This is a genomic window from Paraburkholderia sp. BGA-UO-ETr-F21 (assembly GCF_059567925.1).
The window spans coordinates 57,813-75,478 of sequence record NZ_JCAQOY010000005.1 but is presented as its reverse complement, the minus strand read 5'-3'; the positions used below and the strand labels follow the sequence as shown (position 1 = coordinate 75,478).

At 63.1% G+C, this 17,666-nt stretch carries 13 protein-coding genes; 8 read left to right on the top strand and 5 right to left on the bottom strand.

Annotation, left to right across the window (positions count from 1 at the left end; all coding sequences use genetic code 11):
- Nucleotides 1–6 precede the first annotated feature (6 nt).
- From AC57B1_RS01765 to AC57B1_RS01755, 3 genes are all read left to right on the top strand, one after another.
- Nucleotides 7–4,482, top strand: coding sequence for an ATP-binding protein (locus tag AC57B1_RS01765; protein WP_496416395.1), 4,476 nt, complete (start codon nucleotides 7–9; stop codon nucleotides 4,480–4,482).
- Nucleotides 4,483–5,051: 569 nt separating this feature from the next.
- On the top strand, nucleotides 5,052–5,486 hold the full coding sequence (locus AC57B1_RS01760) for a CHRD domain-containing protein (protein WP_091796763.1): 435 nt from the start codon (nucleotides 5,052–5,054) through the stop codon (nucleotides 5,484–5,486).
- A 116-nt stretch (nucleotides 5,487–5,602) separates the two neighbouring features.
- Nucleotides 5,603–6,559: an alpha/beta hydrolase gene (locus AC57B1_RS01755; RefSeq protein WP_496416394.1), complete on the top strand. Its 957-nt coding sequence runs from the start codon at nucleotides 5,603–5,605 to the stop codon at nucleotides 6,557–6,559.
- Here the strand turns inward: AC57B1_RS01755 and AC57B1_RS01750 are convergent.
- Nucleotides 6,529–7,371, bottom strand: coding sequence for an EcsC family protein (locus AC57B1_RS01750; protein WP_408353412.1), 843 nt, complete (start codon nucleotides 7,369–7,371; stop codon nucleotides 6,529–6,531). The genes AC57B1_RS01755 and AC57B1_RS01750 overlap by 31 nt on opposite strands.
- A 139-nt stretch (nucleotides 7,372–7,510) precedes the next feature.
- On the opposite strand from AC57B1_RS01750, the gene AC57B1_RS01745 reads away from it, so the two are divergent.
- Nucleotides 7,511–9,106 carry an MDR family MFS transporter gene (locus tag AC57B1_RS01745; protein WP_496416393.1) on the top strand — a complete coding sequence of 532 codons (1,596 nt, stop codon included), beginning with the start codon at nucleotides 7,511–7,513 and terminating at the stop codon, nucleotides 9,104–9,106.
- Nucleotides 9,107–9,137: 31 nt separating this feature from the next.
- Entirely contained in the window at nucleotides 9,138–9,653 is a 516-nt protein-coding gene (locus tag AC57B1_RS01740) for a MarR family winged helix-turn-helix transcriptional regulator (protein ID WP_496416392.1), read from the top strand.
- Between the two features lie 133 nt (nucleotides 9,654–9,786).
- On the opposite strand, the gene AC57B1_RS01735 is transcribed toward AC57B1_RS01740, so the two are convergent.
- Complete coding sequence (locus tag AC57B1_RS01735) at nucleotides 9,787–11,064, bottom strand: amino acid deaminase (protein WP_496416391.1); 1,278 nt, start codon at nucleotides 11,062–11,064, stop codon at nucleotides 9,787–9,789.
- 167 nt (nucleotides 11,065–11,231) lie between these two features.
- On the opposite strand from AC57B1_RS01735, the gene AC57B1_RS01730 reads away from it, so the two are divergent.
- The 3 genes from AC57B1_RS01730 (at nucleotide 11,232) to AC57B1_RS01720 (ending at nucleotide 14,076) form a co-directional block, all read left to right on the top strand.
- Nucleotides 11,232–12,122, top strand: coding sequence for a MurR/RpiR family transcriptional regulator (locus AC57B1_RS01730; protein ID WP_091796757.1), 891 nt, complete (start codon nucleotides 11,232–11,234; stop codon nucleotides 12,120–12,122).
- 3 nt (nucleotides 12,123–12,125) lie between these two features.
- Nucleotides 12,126–13,607, top strand: a complete 1,482-nt coding sequence (locus AC57B1_RS01725) for an N-acyl-D-amino-acid deacylase family protein (protein ID WP_496416390.1) — start codon at nucleotides 12,126–12,128, stop codon at nucleotides 13,605–13,607.
- A gap of 82 nt (nucleotides 13,608–13,689) precedes the next feature.
- Nucleotides 13,690–14,076, top strand: coding sequence for a RidA family protein (locus AC57B1_RS01720; protein WP_007179354.1), 387 nt, complete (start codon nucleotides 13,690–13,692; stop codon nucleotides 14,074–14,076).
- 69 nt (nucleotides 14,077–14,145) lie between these two features.
- Here AC57B1_RS01720 and queF read toward each other — a convergent pair whose 3' ends face one another.
- The 3 genes from queF to ilvA are packed head-to-tail and all read right to left on the bottom strand — an operon-like array spanning nucleotide 14,146 to nucleotide 17,416.
- Nucleotides 14,146–14,970, bottom strand: a complete 825-nt coding sequence (queF, locus tag AC57B1_RS01715; RefSeq protein WP_091796755.1) for an NADPH-dependent 7-cyano-7-deazaguanine reductase QueF — start codon at nucleotides 14,968–14,970, stop codon at nucleotides 14,146–14,148.
- Nucleotides 14,967–15,869 (bottom strand): 5'-nucleotidase, encoded by a 903-nt coding sequence (locus AC57B1_RS01710; protein ID WP_091796754.1) that lies wholly within the window; start codon nucleotides 15,867–15,869, stop codon nucleotides 14,967–14,969. The genes queF and AC57B1_RS01710 overlap by 4 nt, the downstream gene beginning before the upstream one ends.
- A gap of 23 nt (nucleotides 15,870–15,892) precedes the next feature.
- Entirely contained in the window at nucleotides 15,893–17,416 is a 1,524-nt protein-coding gene (ilvA, locus tag AC57B1_RS01705; RefSeq protein ID WP_496416389.1) for a threonine ammonia-lyase, biosynthetic, read from the bottom strand.
- Nucleotides 17,417–17,666 lie beyond the last annotated feature (250 nt).

Here is a 17,666-nt window from a genome sequence, read left to right as displayed (position 1 = left end):
ATCATCGTGTCTGCCGTCAATTTCCCGCCAAACGTTGCAGTGAGGCGCACGCTCGAACGCGTGTGGCTTGGTCTGCTCGTATGGGCGTTGTTTGTCGCCACCCAAACGGCAGCCGCCGCCCAACTGTTCGACAACCGTTCGAACAGCCAGAGCGTTGCCGCTTTTCCCGCGAAACTGACCGTCGGGGTTCTCGCGGGCGGCTGGCTGCCGCTCGACGCGTTGCAAGGCGGACGCCTCACCGGCATGAGCGTCGACTATCTGCGCGCGCTCGTCGGGCCGAATGTCGTTATCGAAGCCAAGGCGTTTCCGGATGTGCCGCAATTGCTTGCCGCGGCCTGCGCTGGAGAGGTCGACCTGTTGACGAGCGTTGCCCGCACACCGGAACGCGAGCGGTGCCTGAGTTTTACCGCACCGTATTTCCGTTCTTCGTCGTCGGCAGTGGTTCGCCGTGATGGTGACAGCTACGCGAGTCCCGCTCAGATTGCCGGAGCACGTATCGCAATAGAAAAGGGTTTTGCGCTCGAGCGGGTGGCACGCGAGCGCTTTCCTCATGCGCAGATCAGCGTGTTCGCCACGACGCATGCCGCACTCTCGGCGGTGGTCCGGGGCGACGCCGACGTTTATCTCGGCTTCACGCCGGCTGTGCAATATGCGTTGGCTACGGAGGAGTTCCGTGGTTTGCACGTGGCCTTCGAGGAGAGCAGCCGGACCGCCAATCTGCGCTTCGCGGTGCCACGGAGCCGCGCTACGCTGCGCGACCAGCTCGACGAGGCGCTCGCCTCGATGAATCCGGCCGACGACGCGGCGATTCGTGTGCGCTGGCTATCCGGCAACTTCGACGCGAAGCCCGTGCCCGTTGCGCCGCGTCTCGTGCTGACGCCGCAGGAGCAGGCCTGGCTTCGTTCGTTGCCGCCGTTGCAGATTGGCTTCGATAACGGCTGGTCCCCGTTCAGTTACGTCGACAGTTCCGGGCAACCGGCCGGTATTGCCGCCGACTATCTGGCGTATCTGAGCCGCACGCTCGGCGTCGTGATCAACCGCGCCCGCACGGCCGACTGGCCCGCCGCTATCGAAGCCTTTCAGCACGGCGAGCTGGCGATGCTCGCCACGGCCTCGATTCATGATCCGCGACTCAAGCGGGCGCGCCACACCCTTGCATACGAAAGCTATCCACTGGTGATCGTCGGGCGTGAGAACGAGCCGGCGGCCAGATCGCTGAACGATTTCGCGTCACGGCGCATCGTCGTTTCGTCGCACGTTGCCGGATCGATTCCGCTCGGATTCGAGCGCATTCCGGCGGACCACGTTGCAATCGCGCCCAGTCTCGACGACGCGCTCAGGATGGTCGAGGCCGGCGAGGCGGACGTGCTGGTCGGCAATGTGGCCGCTATCGACATCCTGCTCAAGCAGCGTTACGACGGTGTCCTGAAAATCCTCGGCACGGTAGGCGAAACCGACGCGCTCGACTTCGCTGTGCGCCCGGACCTGAGTCCGCTTGCCGAACTGATCGATCGTGCATTGCTGGCCATGCCGGCTGCGGAAAAGCAGCGCATCCGGCAGAAATGGGTCACCGGCAGTGCGCCGGAGTCGGGCATATGGAGCGTGACCGCGGTGCGCCTGCTGCCGTTGCTGATCGGCATCGGCGTCGCGCTGCTGATCACGCTGCGTGCCTATCTGTTGCTGCAACGGGAAGTCAGGCTGCGCAAGAAAACCGAGCTCAAGCTCGAGCTGCAACTGAATTTCCAGGAAACGATGATGAAGATGGTGCCGTATCCGCTTGTCGCCATGGACCTCGACGGCCGTTATATCGCAGTCAACGAGGCTTATGAGCAAGCCTGCGGATTGAGCCGCGAAGCGGTCATCGGACGAAACACCATGGACGTGCAAACATGGGGTGAGGCCAACAGCCGGATTCTCGGCGACATGACTCGCGAGATGCTAAGCGGGCGCGAGACTGTGCAGTTGGAGTTGCAGTTCGAGCGCGGCGCGGGCAATGTGCGGCATGGCCTTTTCTGGGCCAGCGTCTGCCGTGGCAGCGACGGTGAGCCGGTTTGCGTGCTGGGGACGGTGGTCGATATCACGGACATTCGGCGCGCTGAGATGCGCGCGCGCGAAACCGAACGGCGCCTCTTCGACGTGACGCGCTCCTTGCCGGCGGTGGTGTTTCAACTGCGCCGCACTTCGGATGGCGCGTACTCGTTTCCGTATATCGGCGGCGACACGCGGCATCTGCTGGGTGCTAAAGACAGTGCGGTGAGCAGCAGCGATCACGTCGATTTCCAGCGCGTGTGCGAGGAGGACAGGGCGTTCGTGCTGGCGGAACTGGAGCGCTCGGCTCGCAGCGAAACGCCGGTGAACATGGAGTTTCGTTTCGAAGGCGACCAGGAGATCAAGTGGGCACGTGCCGAGCTGGTGCCGCGTCGCGAAACGGACGGTAGTGTCGTGTGGAGCGGTTACTGGGTGGACGCCAGCGTCGAGCACGCTCGCTCCGACGAACTGGCGCGAGCGCGCGACCTGGCCGAAGCGGCTTCGCGCGCCAAAGACGACTTCTTCGCAATGATGAGCCACGAAATCCGCACGCCGATGAACGGTGTGCTCGGTCTCGTCGAAGTGCTGGAGCGTACGCCGCTCAATGCGGACCAGGGCGAAATGCTGGGCATGATCCACGAGTCGGCGGGCGCACTGCTGCAGATCCTCGACGACTTGCTCGACTTCTCGAAAATCGAAGCCGGACGGCTGACGATCGAGGCCGAATCTATCGACATACGTGAACTGGTGGACAACGCTGTCGGTCTGTTGGCCGGGCGGGCGCACGAAAAGGGCCTGAAAGTGCGCGTGGACATTGCGCCGGACGTCGCAGCCACGCTGCGGGGCGACAGCGTACGGTTGCGCCAGATTCTGTTCAATCTGCTTGGCAATGCCATCAAGTTTACGCCGCAAGGCGAGGTCGACGTGTGCGTGTCGGTCGTTGCTCAGGCCGGCGACATTCAAACGCTCGCCATGACTGTCGAGGACACCGGGATCGGCATCGCGCCGGAGGTGCAGGACAAGCTGTTCGAGCCGTTCGTGCAGGCCGAGTCTTCCACCACGCGCCGTTTTGGCGGCACAGGCCTCGGTTTGACGATCTGCCGCAAGCTGATCGACCTCATGGGCGGTTCGCTTGCATTGCACAGCGATCCGGGCAGCGGCACACGCATCACCGTACGGCTTACCATGGCTGTCGAGACTCAGCGCTATTCGGTCAACGGCTTGCGCGGCAAGCGCGGGCTCGTGGCAACTGGCGACGCTCGTGTTGCTCAAGCCCTGATGCACTTCGGCGAGGCACTCGGACTTGCGTTGCGTCGCGTGTCGCCCGATGCGCCGGAACTGCGCGATCGCGTCGCACTGGAAGATCTGGATTTGCTGTTCGTGAACGAGGATGTGACTTTACCCGCGGACGTTCGCGCGCGCACGCGTGTCGTCTGTCTGACTGAGAAGCCGAAGCCGACGGGTTACCGCATTCTCGACGACACCGTGCGCGTCAGCATCAATCCCATTTCCTGGCGTGGCCTCGGTGCCGCGTGCGCCGCCGCGATGACCGGGCTGCCGTCGGTGGCGCCGCGCCTGGCTGCCATGCCACGCGCGCCGGAGGGCGGCGCTTCGCCTCCGGATCGGGAGCGGGCAATCGCCAGTGGCCGGCTGATCCTCGTTGCGGAAGATCATCCGGTCAACCAGGAGTTGATTCGCCACCAACTCGCGTTGCTAGGTTTCGCCTGCGACGTGACGAACGACGGCGCGGAAGCGCTGGCAGCGCTGGAGCGCACGAACTACGGCTGTCTGATCACGGATTGCCACATGCCGAACGTGTCGGGCTACGAACTCACTCGGCGCATTCGTGAACGTGAGCAGGGTGGCATGCATCGGCTACCCATTCTGGGTATCACGGCGAACACCGCGCCCGAAGACCTGAACCTGTGTCGCGACGCCGGCATGGACGACAGCCTGGTGAAGCCGACCCGGCTGGCCACGCTGCGCGACTATCTGAGCCGCTGGTTTGGATCCGACAGCGCGGGGCACGCCGCGCCTTTGGAGGCCGCGAGAACGCCGGCTGTCGCTGCACCGGAGGTCCACGGCGGCGCTGATCCCTTCGTCCCGGTCGACCTGGGGCACATGACACAACTATGGGGGAGCGAATCGACCGTCAAGGCGCTGCTCGACTCGTTCGTATCGTCCGTTCGGGAAGACGTGCAGTCGCTCTCGCCATTGCTCGAGCGCGTCGGCTCCGAGCGCACTGAACTGGAGCGTGTGCGCGAATGGCTTCATCGCGTGGAAGGGGCGGCGAGCGTCCTGCAATATCCGCCGCTACTCATGGCGCTCGAAGATTACCGCCGCGAAATCAATGTGAAACCGCCTGAACTTGTGCGCAATGACGGAATGGTTCTAATCAACAAGTGCAACGCCATGCTGGACGGCATCGAACAGCAAGCCGCATTGCTCGTATAGTGGGCTGCCGGTTGAAAAAGCCGGAGGGGATTATGCGAAATAGGTGCGATCGCTTCGTAGTTGAGCGCACCCACGCGGATGAGAGGCGAGACGATGGAACGAAAAAAAACGCGGCCGAAGCCGCGTTAAAGATTTGGAGACATCCCTCGATGAAGGAGTCACTTCTCGCAGCCGGAAGCATAACCGGGATAACGCGGTTGATTCACTACAAAATCGACAATTAACTGTTTGAGAAATTCGCTTAAAACGCTTCCAGGGCGTCGTCTCATCACCCCGTCTTGGCGGGGTGCCGGCGGCGGCGTGTGCGCACAGCGGCACTTCTCGCGCGATATCGCCAAGGTTCAACTCGTCGGCAAGACTCAGGATCACTACGGACAACTATGAAGTCGCCGCGTTTCAATAGGTAAAAGCAGCGCCTCGCGAGCGGCTTCTGGCAGCACAGCGCGTGGCGCCCGCGCCGGCCATGCGCGGTCCGAGGCACAAACAGGCTCAGCGGATTTGAACTAGTATGTGGTGGCTCCGCGCGGCCGAAGTGTCGGTGCGGCGGTGCATCAAGTCCGGAGAAGACCATGATTGCGCTTCGAAAACTGAATCTCGCTATGGTGTTGTGGGCGTTGGCGTCGGGCGTCGCCTTCGCCGATACGGTGGCCTTGAAGGCGGATCTCGAGCCGTCGAGCGAAGTGCCTCCTCGTGTGAGCCACGGACACGGCATGTTGAACGCCACCTTCGACACCTCGACCAAATCCCTGCAATGGACGGTCACTTATGAAGGCTTGAGCGGCCCGGCAACCGCCGCGCATTTCCACGGGCCTGCGCCGGTGGGCCAGAACGCCAAGGTTCAGGTGCCGATCGACAAGGGAGCCCTCGCCAGCCCGATCAAAGGATCGGCGGCGCTCACCGAGCAGCAGGTCACCGATCTGATGGCGGGGCAGTGGTACTTCAACGTTCATACCGCGCAAAACCCGATGGGTGAAATTCGCGGGCAGGTTTTGCCGGCTAACTAACGAGCGGAAAACCTTACCGGGCGGCGCGGACCTTTTTGGGATTAGAAGCCGCCGCCCACCGGCGCTGCCGTGAACGCACGTAACATGACGGGACACAATCGAAGGAGCGTGTCCCGATGAGCTGGCAAAGCGCACTCGCGTGCTGGTATCTGCGTAGGCAGTTTCGTCCCGAGACCTTGAAGCCGCGTATCAATGTCGAGAAGGCGCGCGCGTTGACCGCCAAGCGCGCCTGGTCGCCGCGCGTGCCTCGCGGCTGGCGTCTGCGTGAACTGTACGGCCCGGGCGATGCGCCCTTGCGCGGCGAATGGATCGAGCGCGCCGACGGGGCGCAAGCCGCGCAGACCGGTGCAACGGTGCTGTATTGCCACGGCGGCGGCTATTACTTCTGTTCACCGCGTACGCATCGCTCGATTGCGTTCGGTCTGGCGACACGCGCCGACGCGGCCATTTTTTCGCTCGACTACCGTCTCGCGCCGGAGCATCGCTTCCCGGCGGCGTTGAACGATGCAACCGACGCTTATCGTCAGTTGATCGGCAATGGCATTGCGCCCGAGTCGATTGTGATCGCCGGCGATTCGGCGGGCGGCGGCCTCGCGCTCGCTACCCTGGTGGCGCTGCGCGACGCCGGCGACCCCATGCCGGCCGGCGCCCTGCTGTTCTCGCCATGGACCGATCTGGCTGCGACGGGCGCCAGCATCCGCACCAACGACGGTCTCGACCCCATGTTCAGTGGCCCGGCAATCGCGCTGGCGGGAAAAGTTTATCTCGGCGACACGCCGGCCACGCATCCCCATGCCTCTCCCGTTTATGCCGATCTGAACGGCTTGCCCCCGCTCTTCATCATGGTGGGCAGCACCGAGGTGTTGCTCGACGACTCGCAGCGCGTGGCCGACAACGCGCGCGCGGCAGGTGTCGACTGCGAACTCGAAGTGTGGAACAAGATGCCGCACGTCTGGCCGATTTTTGCACCGTTCATCCCGGAAGGAAATCGCGCGCTCGAGCGCGCCGCCACCTTCGTGCGGCGCGTGACGAGCCGCGCGTCTCAGCCGTCGAGCGCGATGTCGATGGTCTGATAGGCGGCTTCGACCATCTGCTGGCCGTATTGCCGTTCCAGCCGCCGCACGGTGAAGTGCGCATGCGCGACCTGCTGGAAGTGGTCGATGAAAACCGTATTGACCATCGCGCCGAGCACCGCGCCGATTGCCGGAATCGACTTGGCGGCGATCTGTTCGCTCACCTGCACCGAAAAGCGCGCGGCGATCGTGTTGACGAGGCGCAGCAAGGCCGCGGAACCATGCGTGGTGAAACCTTTGGTGGCGATCTCGGACGACGCTTTCGACACTGCCTGCGCCAACGCGCCGCGCATGATGAAGTAGCCGAAGTCGGCGTCGTCGTCGGCACTCGATGTGCTGCCCATGCCGAGCACGGTCAGACACTGCAGTTGCGTATCGATCGACGACAGATCCTCACCCTCGCTACGCGCGATGTCGCAGATCGAGCGAAACATCAGCGTGGTCGTGACCGGCAGTTCGACGGGCAGCGCAAACAGTCCGAATGCGCCGCCGGCCGCGCCGGTGGTCGCCACGGCGAACTTGTGAAGCAGATTGCTCGGTTTTTCGGGCGCCGCTAGCGGAAGCCCGGCGTCCTTGCGCCCCAGCGTGCGCAGCGCGATTGCCAGGCACTTGCGCAAAGCCAACTCGGTCGCGTCCGCGACCTTTTCGTTCGCGAACGCCGGCATGCGCGAGAGCAGCTTCTCCAGCGGCGCGCCGACGATGCTGGCCAGTTTCATCGCCAGAGCGGGGCTTTCCAGTTCATGTTTCGCACGCCGCAGCGCCTTCAGGTCGTCGTCCGATAACGATTGTGCTGCGAGCGAACTCGGCTCCATGTGCCTCCCTGGCGTCATGTGATGTGTTTTTTTCAGTCAGTTGCCGCTGCGGCGCACTGCGGCGGCGTGTCCGGATTAGAGCATCACCGCGTGGTATGATTCCCCATCGATTGACAAGTCAACTGTTGCGCTATCAAAAATGGCTGTCCATACCGCGGCCCACCACTCGAGTGGGCAAGTTTTACCTTTCCGCGAATCACTACTGGCGATGCTCGGCATCTCCTTTGTCACGATGCTGGTCGCGCTCGACCAGACCGTGGTCGGCACCGCATTGCCCACCATCGTCGCCGAACTCAAGGGTTTCGAGCTGTACGCGTGGGTCGCCACGTCCTATTTGCTGACCTCGGTGATTACCGTGCCGATTTTCGGCCGGCTCGGCGATTACTACGGGCGCAAGCCGTTCGTGATCGCGTCGATCGTCGTGTTCACGGGCGCCTCGGTGCTGTGCGGCGCGGCCAACAATATGCTGTTCCTCGTGCTCGCGCGCGGTTTGCAGGGCATCGGCGGCGGCATGCTGGTCGGCACCGCGTTCGCCTGTATTCCCGATCTGTTTCCCGACTCGGTCGTGCGCCTGCGCTGGCAAGTGTTGATGAGTTCGGCGTTCGGTATTGCCAACGCGGTCGGGCCGTCGCTCGGCGGTTTCCTCACGCAGTATTACGGCTGGCGCTCGGTTTTCTATGTGAATCTGCCCGTCGGTCTGCTGTCGCTGTTTTTCGTCTGGCGTTTCCTGCCACATCTGCGTCATGTCGAACACGAAGGCAAGATGCGGCTCGACTGGCCTGGCGCCGTGTTGATCGCCGTGGCGCTCGGCTCGCTGCAATTGTTCGTCGAGTTGCTGCCCAAGCATGGCGTGAGCTTCGGTGCGGCCATGCTGCTCGCGTTGAGCGTCGCGTCGGCTTACGCGCTCTGGCAGTGGGAAAAGCGCTGCCCGACGGCGATCCTGCCGGTCGACATGTTCCGCAATCGCAGTCTCGCCGCGCTGTTCACGCTGGCCGTGCTGGGTGGCTTCACGATGTTCTCGCTGCTGTTCTATGCGCCGCTGCTGTTCCAGGGCGGCTTCGGCATGTCGCCGAAAGACGCGGGGCTCGTCATCACGCCGCTCGTCGTATTCATTACGATCGGCAGCATCGCCAATGGGCGCATCGTCTCGCGCGTGCGCAATCCGAATCTGATGCTTTACGTGGGCTTTACGCTGCTCGCACTGGCGTGCCTGGGCGTGGTCGTCGCGACGCGCGCCATGCCGCAATGGCTGTTGATGTCGTTCATGGTCGTCGGCGGGCTGGGACTCGGTTTCGTCATGCCGAACCTGACGATTTTCGCGCAGCAAACGGCCGGCCGTGAGCACCTCGGCATTGCCACGGCGCTGCTGCAGTCACTGCGCATGATCGGCGGCATGATCGGCACCGCGCTGACCGGCACGCTGGTCAGCCACATGTACGCGAGCGGCGTGCGCAGCGCGCTGGAAAACGATCACGCATCGCAATGGTTCGCGGATCTCGGCGACCCGCAAATTCTCATCAATCGCGACGCGCAAACCACCTTGCTAGGCCAGTTGACGCACGCGGGCCATAACGGCGCGATGTTGCTCGAGAGCGCGCGCGAAGCTCTCGTGGCGGCGATTCATCTGGGTCTGGCCATGGCGGCGATCATCGCCGTGGTGTCGGTCTGGCAAAGCCGCCGTGTGCCGCCGATCAAGCTCCAACGCAAGCTCGAACCCGTGATTCATGCGGACTGATTTTTTAGACTTATCGTTTTACTGACAGATCATGGAAGAACAGGATCGCGTCGCCGTCATGCAGCAATTCGGCCGCACTTATCGGGCCTTCATGTCGGCCTTCGAGGCGCACGTCGGCCACCCGCTGCCGCGCTGGCGCATTCTGCTCGCGCTGCACGAGCAGGCGGGCGAGTCGTCGCAGAAACGGCTGGTGGAGCGCTTGCGTGTCGACCCGGGCGCGCTGACGCGGCAGTTGAAGACACTGGAAGGTTTGGGCTGGATCGCTCGCAGCATGGACACGCGCGACAATCGCGTGACCAATGTGCGTCTGACCGCAGCGGGGCAGTCGGCGACCGAAGCCAGCTTGCCGCGTCGCAATGCGTTTTTGCACGACACGATGGCCGCGCTGCCGGACGAGGCGCTGGGCGCGCTGTCCAATGCACTGAAGATGCTCGAGGTGAGAATTGGAGAAGTGGCGGCGACAGCCGGCGCTGCGGGAGCCGCCGCCGGCGATGTTTCGCAGCAGGCAGCCGAAGTCGTGGAGGGCGAAGCACCGCGTCAACCTTAACGTGCCGTGCGCGGCTTGAACGACGCCGCACGCGGCGCTTCGGGGATCACAGAGCGATCGCTTGCTCCACGCATTCCGAAACAACACGAAAGGGGCGCCCCGATGTTTCAGGGCGCACCTTTCGCAAGAAGAGTCAGAAGAACGTTTCGATCACTTCCGTGACGCGATACGCCGGATCGACCACCAACACCTGACGCCATTTGTCGAACGTCAGACACGGGTGCGAGATGTCGAACGCGATCATGTCGCCCACTTTCAGATCGGCGCCAGCGGGAATCCGCAGATACGCATGCTGATCCATCAGGCCGAAAATCTCCCAGCCTTCGCTTGCCGCGATATCGCGCGGCGCTTCGTTACCCGGACGATAGTGGCGCGCCGGTTCCGGCATGCCCGCATCGAACGCGGAATCGCGTTTGCCAAGACCAATGATCGCGCGATCCGGCTCGGGAATGGACTGCACATACGCCCACAATTGCAGCGCCGGAAGCAGCCCCTCGCCCATTTTCTTCGCGACCGGATTACGGGCGAAGATGTCCGTCTGCGCCTTGCGATAGATGCCGACGTCGTGCGTCAGATAGCAGCCTGGACGCAGCACGACCTCGACCTTGCCGGTCTCCGACGCCTTCACGAATTCTTCCGCGACCACGTCGTACCAGGCCGATCCCGCGCCTGACAGCACGGCCGGCGTACGCGCAAAACGCCCTTGCTCGACGAGCTCGCGCGTGAGCGCGACCGCGCTCTGCAGGAACTCGCGAACTTCGGGCTCTTCCTTCAGCACACCTTCGTACAACTCGACGCCGGCGAGCTTCAGCGTGTCCGGATAGCGTGCAATTGCGTCGAGCACCGCGTTGCGCTGCCCCGCGTCGCGCACGCCCGTGCGGCCGCCCTGCACGCCGAGTTCGAGCAGCACCTGCAACTGCTTGTTCACCGACTTGAAAAACTCGCCCAACTGCTCGACGCCTTCGACCGAATCGACGAGGCAGAAGAATTCGAAATCCGGATCGCTCAACAACTCGGCGACCATCATCATGTTGCGGCGGCCTACCAGCTGATTGGCCATCAGCACGCGCGAAACGCCGCCGTGATAAGCCGCGCGCACCTGGTGCGCGGTGGCGAGCGTAATGCCCCATGCGCCGGTTTCGAGCTGACGGCGAAACAGCTGCGGCGCCATGGTGGTTTTGCCGTGCGGCGCGAGTTTGACGCCGTATTCCGCGACGAATGCCTGCATCCATTTCAGGTTGTGTTCCACCCGGTCCGCGTACAGCACGGCGGCCGGCAGGCTCACGTCTTCGTTCAGCAGGTTCCACTCCAGGCGCGCGGCATCCGTGAGTTGGATGCTGGTGCCCGGAACCATGCCCAAGCCCTTGCTATAAGGATCAATCGTCGCGCCCTGATAGTTTGTAACTTTCATGTCTCCTTGCTCCATCGTCCAGTTAAATTGAATCAAAGTTGACTTTAGCATGTTACCGAAAGTACGATGGATGAAGAAATGTTATTTAGTACCATGGATCTTGAAGGCGCGTTGTCAGCCTTTGCCTGGCTTTTGCTCCGCCTTCGCGCCGTATCCCACAGTCTGCAATGAACTCAACCGCCGAACCGCTGGCTTTCGACATCGTTGCGCGCATCGCCGAATGCGCGCCGGAACTGCGCTCGGCTGAGCGCAAGGTTGCCGCGCTGATTCTCGACGATCTCACGGGCGCTTCGCGCGCCAGCATCGGCGCGCTCGCGCAGCAGGCCGAGGTGAGCGTGGCGACCGTGACGCGCTTTGCCAAGGCGGTAGGCTGCCGTGACGTGCGCGAACTCAAACTGCGGCTCGCTCAGGCTGCTGCGGTCGGTCAGCGCTTCCTGCAGCCGGGCAGCGCGGGCGACGCCCCCGAGCCGATCGCGACCCGTGTGTTCGACGAATTGCAAACCGCGCTGGCGCACAACCATCAATTGCTGCGTCAGGCGCCGCTCGGCGAAGCCGCAGCCGCGTTGCGCGCAGCGCGCATGATCTATGTGTTCGGGATGGGCGGCGGTTCCACCGCGCTCGCCGACGAAATGCGCTTTCGGCTCGTGCGCCTCGGCCGGCCCGTCGCGACTTATCAGGACGGCTTGCTGCAACGCATGGTAGCGAGCACCGTGTCGCGAGAATGCGTGGTGATCGCGCTTTCCACCACCGGGCGCGTGCCCGAGATGGTCGAGAACTGCAAGATCGCGCGCAGCTACGGGGCGACCGTGATCGCGTTGACCGCGCCGGCTTCGCCGCTTGCGCGGCTGGCCGATTGGGTCATCCCGATCGTCGCCTTTGAAACCGACTTCATTTACAAGCCGTCGTCGTCGCGCTACGCAATGATGATGGCGCTCGATGTGCTCGTCACCGAACTCGCCGTCAGTCAGGGCGACGAGAGCCGCGAATTGCTGCGCCGCATGAAGCACGCACTCGACACGCACCGCGGCGGCGGCGATCGACAACCGTTAGGAGACTGATCCATGCATTCGCATCCCGAAGCCGCCGATACGCTGATCGTCGGCGCGCAACTGTACGACGGCACGGGCGCGCCGCCAGTCGAGCGCGATGTCGCGGTTCGCGACGGCCGCATCGTCGCGATCGGCAATCTGTCGAACTGGCTCGCCGAAGAAGTGATCGAGGCCGAAGGCCGCGCGCTGGCGCCGGGTTTCATCGACGTTCACACGCACGACGACACGCATGTGATCCGCTCGCCGCAAATGCTGCCGAAGATCACGCAAGGCGTGACGACGGTGATCGTCGGCAATTGCGGTATCAGCGCGTCGCCGGTCGCGCTGAAGGGCGATCCGCCCGATCCGATGAACCTGCTTGGCGAGCGCGACGCGTTCCAGTATCCGACCTTCGCCGCGTATGTCGCAGCAGTGAATGCGGCGCGGCCGGCGGTGAACGTCGGCGCGCTGATCGGACATACGGCGTTGCGCAGCAACCAGATGGACCGGCTCGATCGCGCGGCGACCGAGCAGGAAATCGAGGGTATGCGCGCGCAACTCGAGGAAGCACTGGCGAATGGCGCGCTCGGTTTGAGTTCAGGTCTCGCCTACGGTTCGGCGTTCGCCGCGCCGACCGAAGAAGTGATGGCGTTGGCCGAGCCGCTCGCCGCGGCCGGCGCGCTGTACACCACGCACATGCGCACCGAGTTCGACGCGATTCTCGATGCGATGGACGAAGCGTATCGCGTGGGCCGTCACGCGCATGTTCCGGTGGTGATCTCGCATTTGAAGTGCGCGGGTCCGTCGAACTGGGGGCGCAGCGTCGAAGTGCTGAAATCGCTGGAAAGCGCGAGCCGGTTGCAGCCGATCGGTTGCGATTGCTATCCGTACAACCGCAGTTCGTCGACGCTCGATCTGAAGCAGGTGACGGGCGACATCGACATCACGATTACGTGGTCGGAGCCGCATCCGGAGATGGCGGGCAAGCTGATCAAGGAGGTTGCGGCGGAGTGGGGCGTTACGCAGCAGGAAGCGGGCAAGCGCCTGCAACCGGCGGGCGCGGTGTACCACAACATGTCCGAAGACGACGTGCGGCGCATCCTTTCGCATCCCGCGACCATGGTTGGCTCGGACGGCCTGCCGAACGATCCGCTGCCGCATCCGCGCTTGTGGGGCGCGTTTCCGCGTGTGCTCGGCCACTATGCGCGCGACGCGGGTTTGCTGCCGCTCGAAGAGGCGGTGCGCAAGATGACCAGCTTGTCGGCGCGGCGCTTTGGTCTGGCGCAGCGCGGCGAGGTGCATATCGGCTATCACGCCGATCTGGTGCTATTCGACCCGGCCAAGGTGCGCGACGCGGCGACGTTCGAAAAACCGCAACAGGCCGCCGACGGCATCGACGCGGTGTGGGTGAACGGCGTGCTGTCGTATCGCGATGGCCAAGTAACGGGCGAGCGCGCCGGTCACTTCGTGGCGCGCGGCGCGGCGTCGAAGGGTGACGCGCACGGCGCGTTCTGAATTTTTGCTCGATTGAGTGATTGATTGCGGTGCGCGCGGCGATTTGCGTCGAGCGCGTGCCGGACTTTTAAGGAGTGTGATGATGAAGCGTTATGGTGTTGAAGGCGGGAAGGGAACGGGCGGTCAGCATATGCCGTTTGCACGCGCGGTCGAAGCCGACGGCTGGCTGTTCGTGTCCGGCCAGACGCCGATGGAAAACGGCGAAGTGATCAACGGCGGCATCGTCGAACAATCGCATAAAGCGATCCAGAACGTGTTCGCGATTCTGAAGGAAGCCGGCTATGGCGCGGAGCATGTGGTCCGCTGCGGCGTGTGGCTGGATGATCCGCGCGACTTCGCGTCGTTCAACAAGGTGTTCCGCGAGTATTTCGGCGAGAACCCGCCGGCGCGCGCCTGCGTGGTTTCTTCGATGGTGATCGATTGCCGCGTCGAAGTGGACTGCGTGGCTTATAAGAAGCCCACGGCATAAGCCTGAACATTCAGCCGGATTGGTTCGCCGCAGCTTCGCACCAACTCGCCGCGGCGAACAAGCTGCTTTTTACTGCCGGGCCAGACGCATATTGTCCGGCATCGGCAAGTTGTAATTCGTGCGGAACGGATTGATGTCCAGTCCGCCGCGCCGCGTATAACGTGCGTACACCGCGAGCTTGACCGGCTTGCAGGCTTTCAGCACATCGAGAAAAATCTTCTCGACACACTGTTCATGAAAACCGGTGTGATTGCGGTACGAGATGATGTAGCGCAGCAAGCCAGCGTGATCGATCTGCGGGCCTACATAATGAATCTGCACGCTGCCCCAATCGGGCTGGCCTGTCACCGGGCAATTCGACTTCAGCAAGTTGGAGAACAGCGTTTCTTCGACCGGCGCTTCATGCAGCGCCGCTTTCAGCAGCGATGCGTCCGGCTGATAGATATCGGTATCCAGATCCAGCCGGTCCAGCGACAAGCCTTCGAATTCTTCCATCTGCAATTTGCCGAACTCATAGGGCGCAGCCAGATGAACGGAGACGGTCGCGCCGCACGAAGCGGACACGTCGCGCTTGATCGTGTCGCGCACCGCGTCCATCGATTCGAACGCGGTCTGCGCGAATGAGCCGAGATAGAGCTTGAACGACTTCGACTCGACGATATTCGGCGAGTCCGCCGGCACGTAGAAAGTCGCCACCGCGATTTGCGGCTTGCCGCGCGCGTTCAGCCAGGACAACTCATACGCATTCCAGATGTCCGTGCCGAAGAACGGCAACTGCGCGCCGATGCCGATCGCCTCGCGCGCATTTTTGCGCGCGATCGGAAACAGCAGCGAAGCGTCGTATTGTTCGGTGTAAGTGGAGGCCTTACCCAGCGGTGATTGTTCGGGTGTCATGATGCGTTCACGATGCCACTCAGCACGTGCCCCGTCGCCGTCACGACGCGGGCCGATTCGCAGTGGCCAATTTGGTCGTCGAAGAAAAAGTCCGGCTCGAACTCGCGCAGAAATGCGCTCTTGTCGAGGCCGCCGAGGAACATCGCTTCGTCGATTTCAATGTTCCACGCCATTAAAGTGCGGATCGCGCGCTCGTGCGCGGGCGCCGAGCGCGCCGTCACCAATGCCGTACGAATATGCATGGGCGCGGCTTCATCCGCGAGTTTTTGCAGCCGGTGCAGTGCTTCGAGCAACGGCTTTAACGGGCCGTCCGCGAGCGGTAGATCCTTGTTGTGAATCTCGTGGCCGACGAACGCGCGCAAACCGTCTTTCTGGAACACGCGCTCGGCTTCGTCGGAAAACAGGACGGCGTCGCCGTCGAAGGCAATGCGGATTTCGTCGGGATACTTGCTCGCCATTTTCGCCGATTCCGGCAAGACGCGCGCGGCGGGAAATCCGGCGGCGAGCGCGTCGCGCACGTCCTCCTGATTCGCCGACAGAAACAGCGACGCGTTCAGCGGTTTCAGATAGCCGAACGGCGCGCGTCCGCGAGTAAACACGCCGCGTTCGATGGCGAGCCCGTATTCCCGGCACGAATGGAACGCCCGCAATCCGCTGATCGGATCGCTGCGCGAGAGGATCACCACTTCGACGCGATGTCCGCCCGCATTCAACGCCAGCAGCTTACGGATCAGCGGAAACGCCACGCCCGGCTTGGCGGGCACGGCGAGGCGGTCGCGCTGCAGCGCTTCATAGGCTTGCAGGTCGCCTTCCTCGTACACGCGGTTCTCTTCCTCGAAGTCGAACAGCGCGCGCGACGAGATTGCCACCACCAGTTTGTCGACAAGCGAAAGAGCCATCTGCGCGTTTCAGTCCTAAAAGATCAGGCGAGGAATAAGCGATACACCGGGTTTTGCGTCTCTTCCCAGTTCGGATAGCCGAGCGTGGCGAGAAAACGATCAAAGGCCTCGTTCTCGCTCACCGGCACCTGGACGCCGACCAGAATCGAGCTGTAGTCCGCGCCCTGGTTGCGGTAATGGAACAGGCTGATATTCCAGTTCGGCGCCATCGACGAAAGGAATTTCATCAGCGCGCCCGGCCGCTCCGGAAACTCGAAGCGGAACAGGCGTTCGTCGTGTGCCAGAGGCGAGCGGCCGCCCACCATGTAGCGGATGTGCTGCTTGGAGAGTTCGTCGAAAGTGAGATCGACTGTGGCGAAGCCGTGCGCTTCGAACGCACCCGCGATCTGAGCCGATTCGCTGCGATTCCTGATCTGCACGCCCACGAAGATATGGGCGGAGTTCGCGTCCGCAATGCGATAGTTGAACTCGGTGACGCTGCGCGTGCCCACCAGTTCGCAGAAACGCCGGAAGCTGCCGCGCTCTTCGGGGATCGTCACGGCAAACACGGCTTCGCGCGCTTCACCCACTTCGGCACGTTCGGCCACGAAGCGCATGCGGTCGAAGTTCATGTTCGCACCGGACGTGATCGCGATCAGCGTCTGGTTCTCGATGCCTTCGCGCTCTGCATACTGCTTGGCACCGGCCACGGCCAAAGAACCCGCAGGCTCCAGCACGCTGCGGGTGTCCTGGAAGACATCCTTGATCGCGGCGCAGAGTGCGTCGGTATTTACGAGCAGCACGTCGTCGAGATACTCGCTGCACAGGCGGAAGGTTTCTTCGCCGACCAGCTTCACCGCCGTGCCGTCCGAGAACAGGCCAACCTCGTTCAACGTGACCCGCTCGCCAGCTTTCAGCGACGCGGCCATCGCGCATGAATCATCGGTCTGCACGCCGATCACCTTGATTTCCGGGCGCACCGATTTCACGTACGCAGCCACGCCCGCCGCGAGCCCACCGCCGCCGATAGGCACGAAGATCGCGTGAATCGGGCCTTGATGCTGACTGAGAATCTCCATGGCGACTGTCCCTTGCCCGGCGATCACATACGGATCGTCGAACGGATGCACGAAGGTCAGGCCGCGCTCTTCCTGCAGCTTCACCGCGTGTCCATACGCATCGCTATACGATTCGCCGAACTGCACGACTTCGACGGTCGGTCCGCCGTGCGCGCGCACCGCATCGACCTTCACCTGCGGCGTGGTGACCGGCACCACGATGATCGCCTTCACGCCCATGCGCGCCGCCGACAGCGCGACACCCTGCGCATGGTTGCCCGCCGACGCGGTAATCACGCCACGTTCCAACGCCTCGGAAGGAATATGCGCCATCTTGTTGTACGCGCCGCGCACCTTGAACGAGAACACCGGCTGGTTGTCCTCGCGCTTCAGGTAGACCGGATTGCGCAGACGTGCCGACAGGTTCGGCGCGCGTTCGAGTTCGGTCTCGCGGGCCACGTCGTAGACGCGCGCGGTGAGGGTTTTTTTCAGGTAGTCGTGGGAGGCCATGCGGGTTGCGCGGTGCGCTTTGCGAGACGGGAAGGGTCAATGATAGCGCCAACGGTGTACGCTCAGGCTTCCGGCTGATGCACCGAAGCGGCGCCGCGAAGTTTCTCCCGACCGTTCGGTCGGTCAATTGGGTGTTGCGGTTTCGTTGCGCGATTCGCCGCGAAATTGCTCAAAGCCCCGGCGCAGATCTGATTTCACCCGTCAACGCGTGGCGGGATCATGCGGTAGAATTCCATTTTGGAATAAGGAT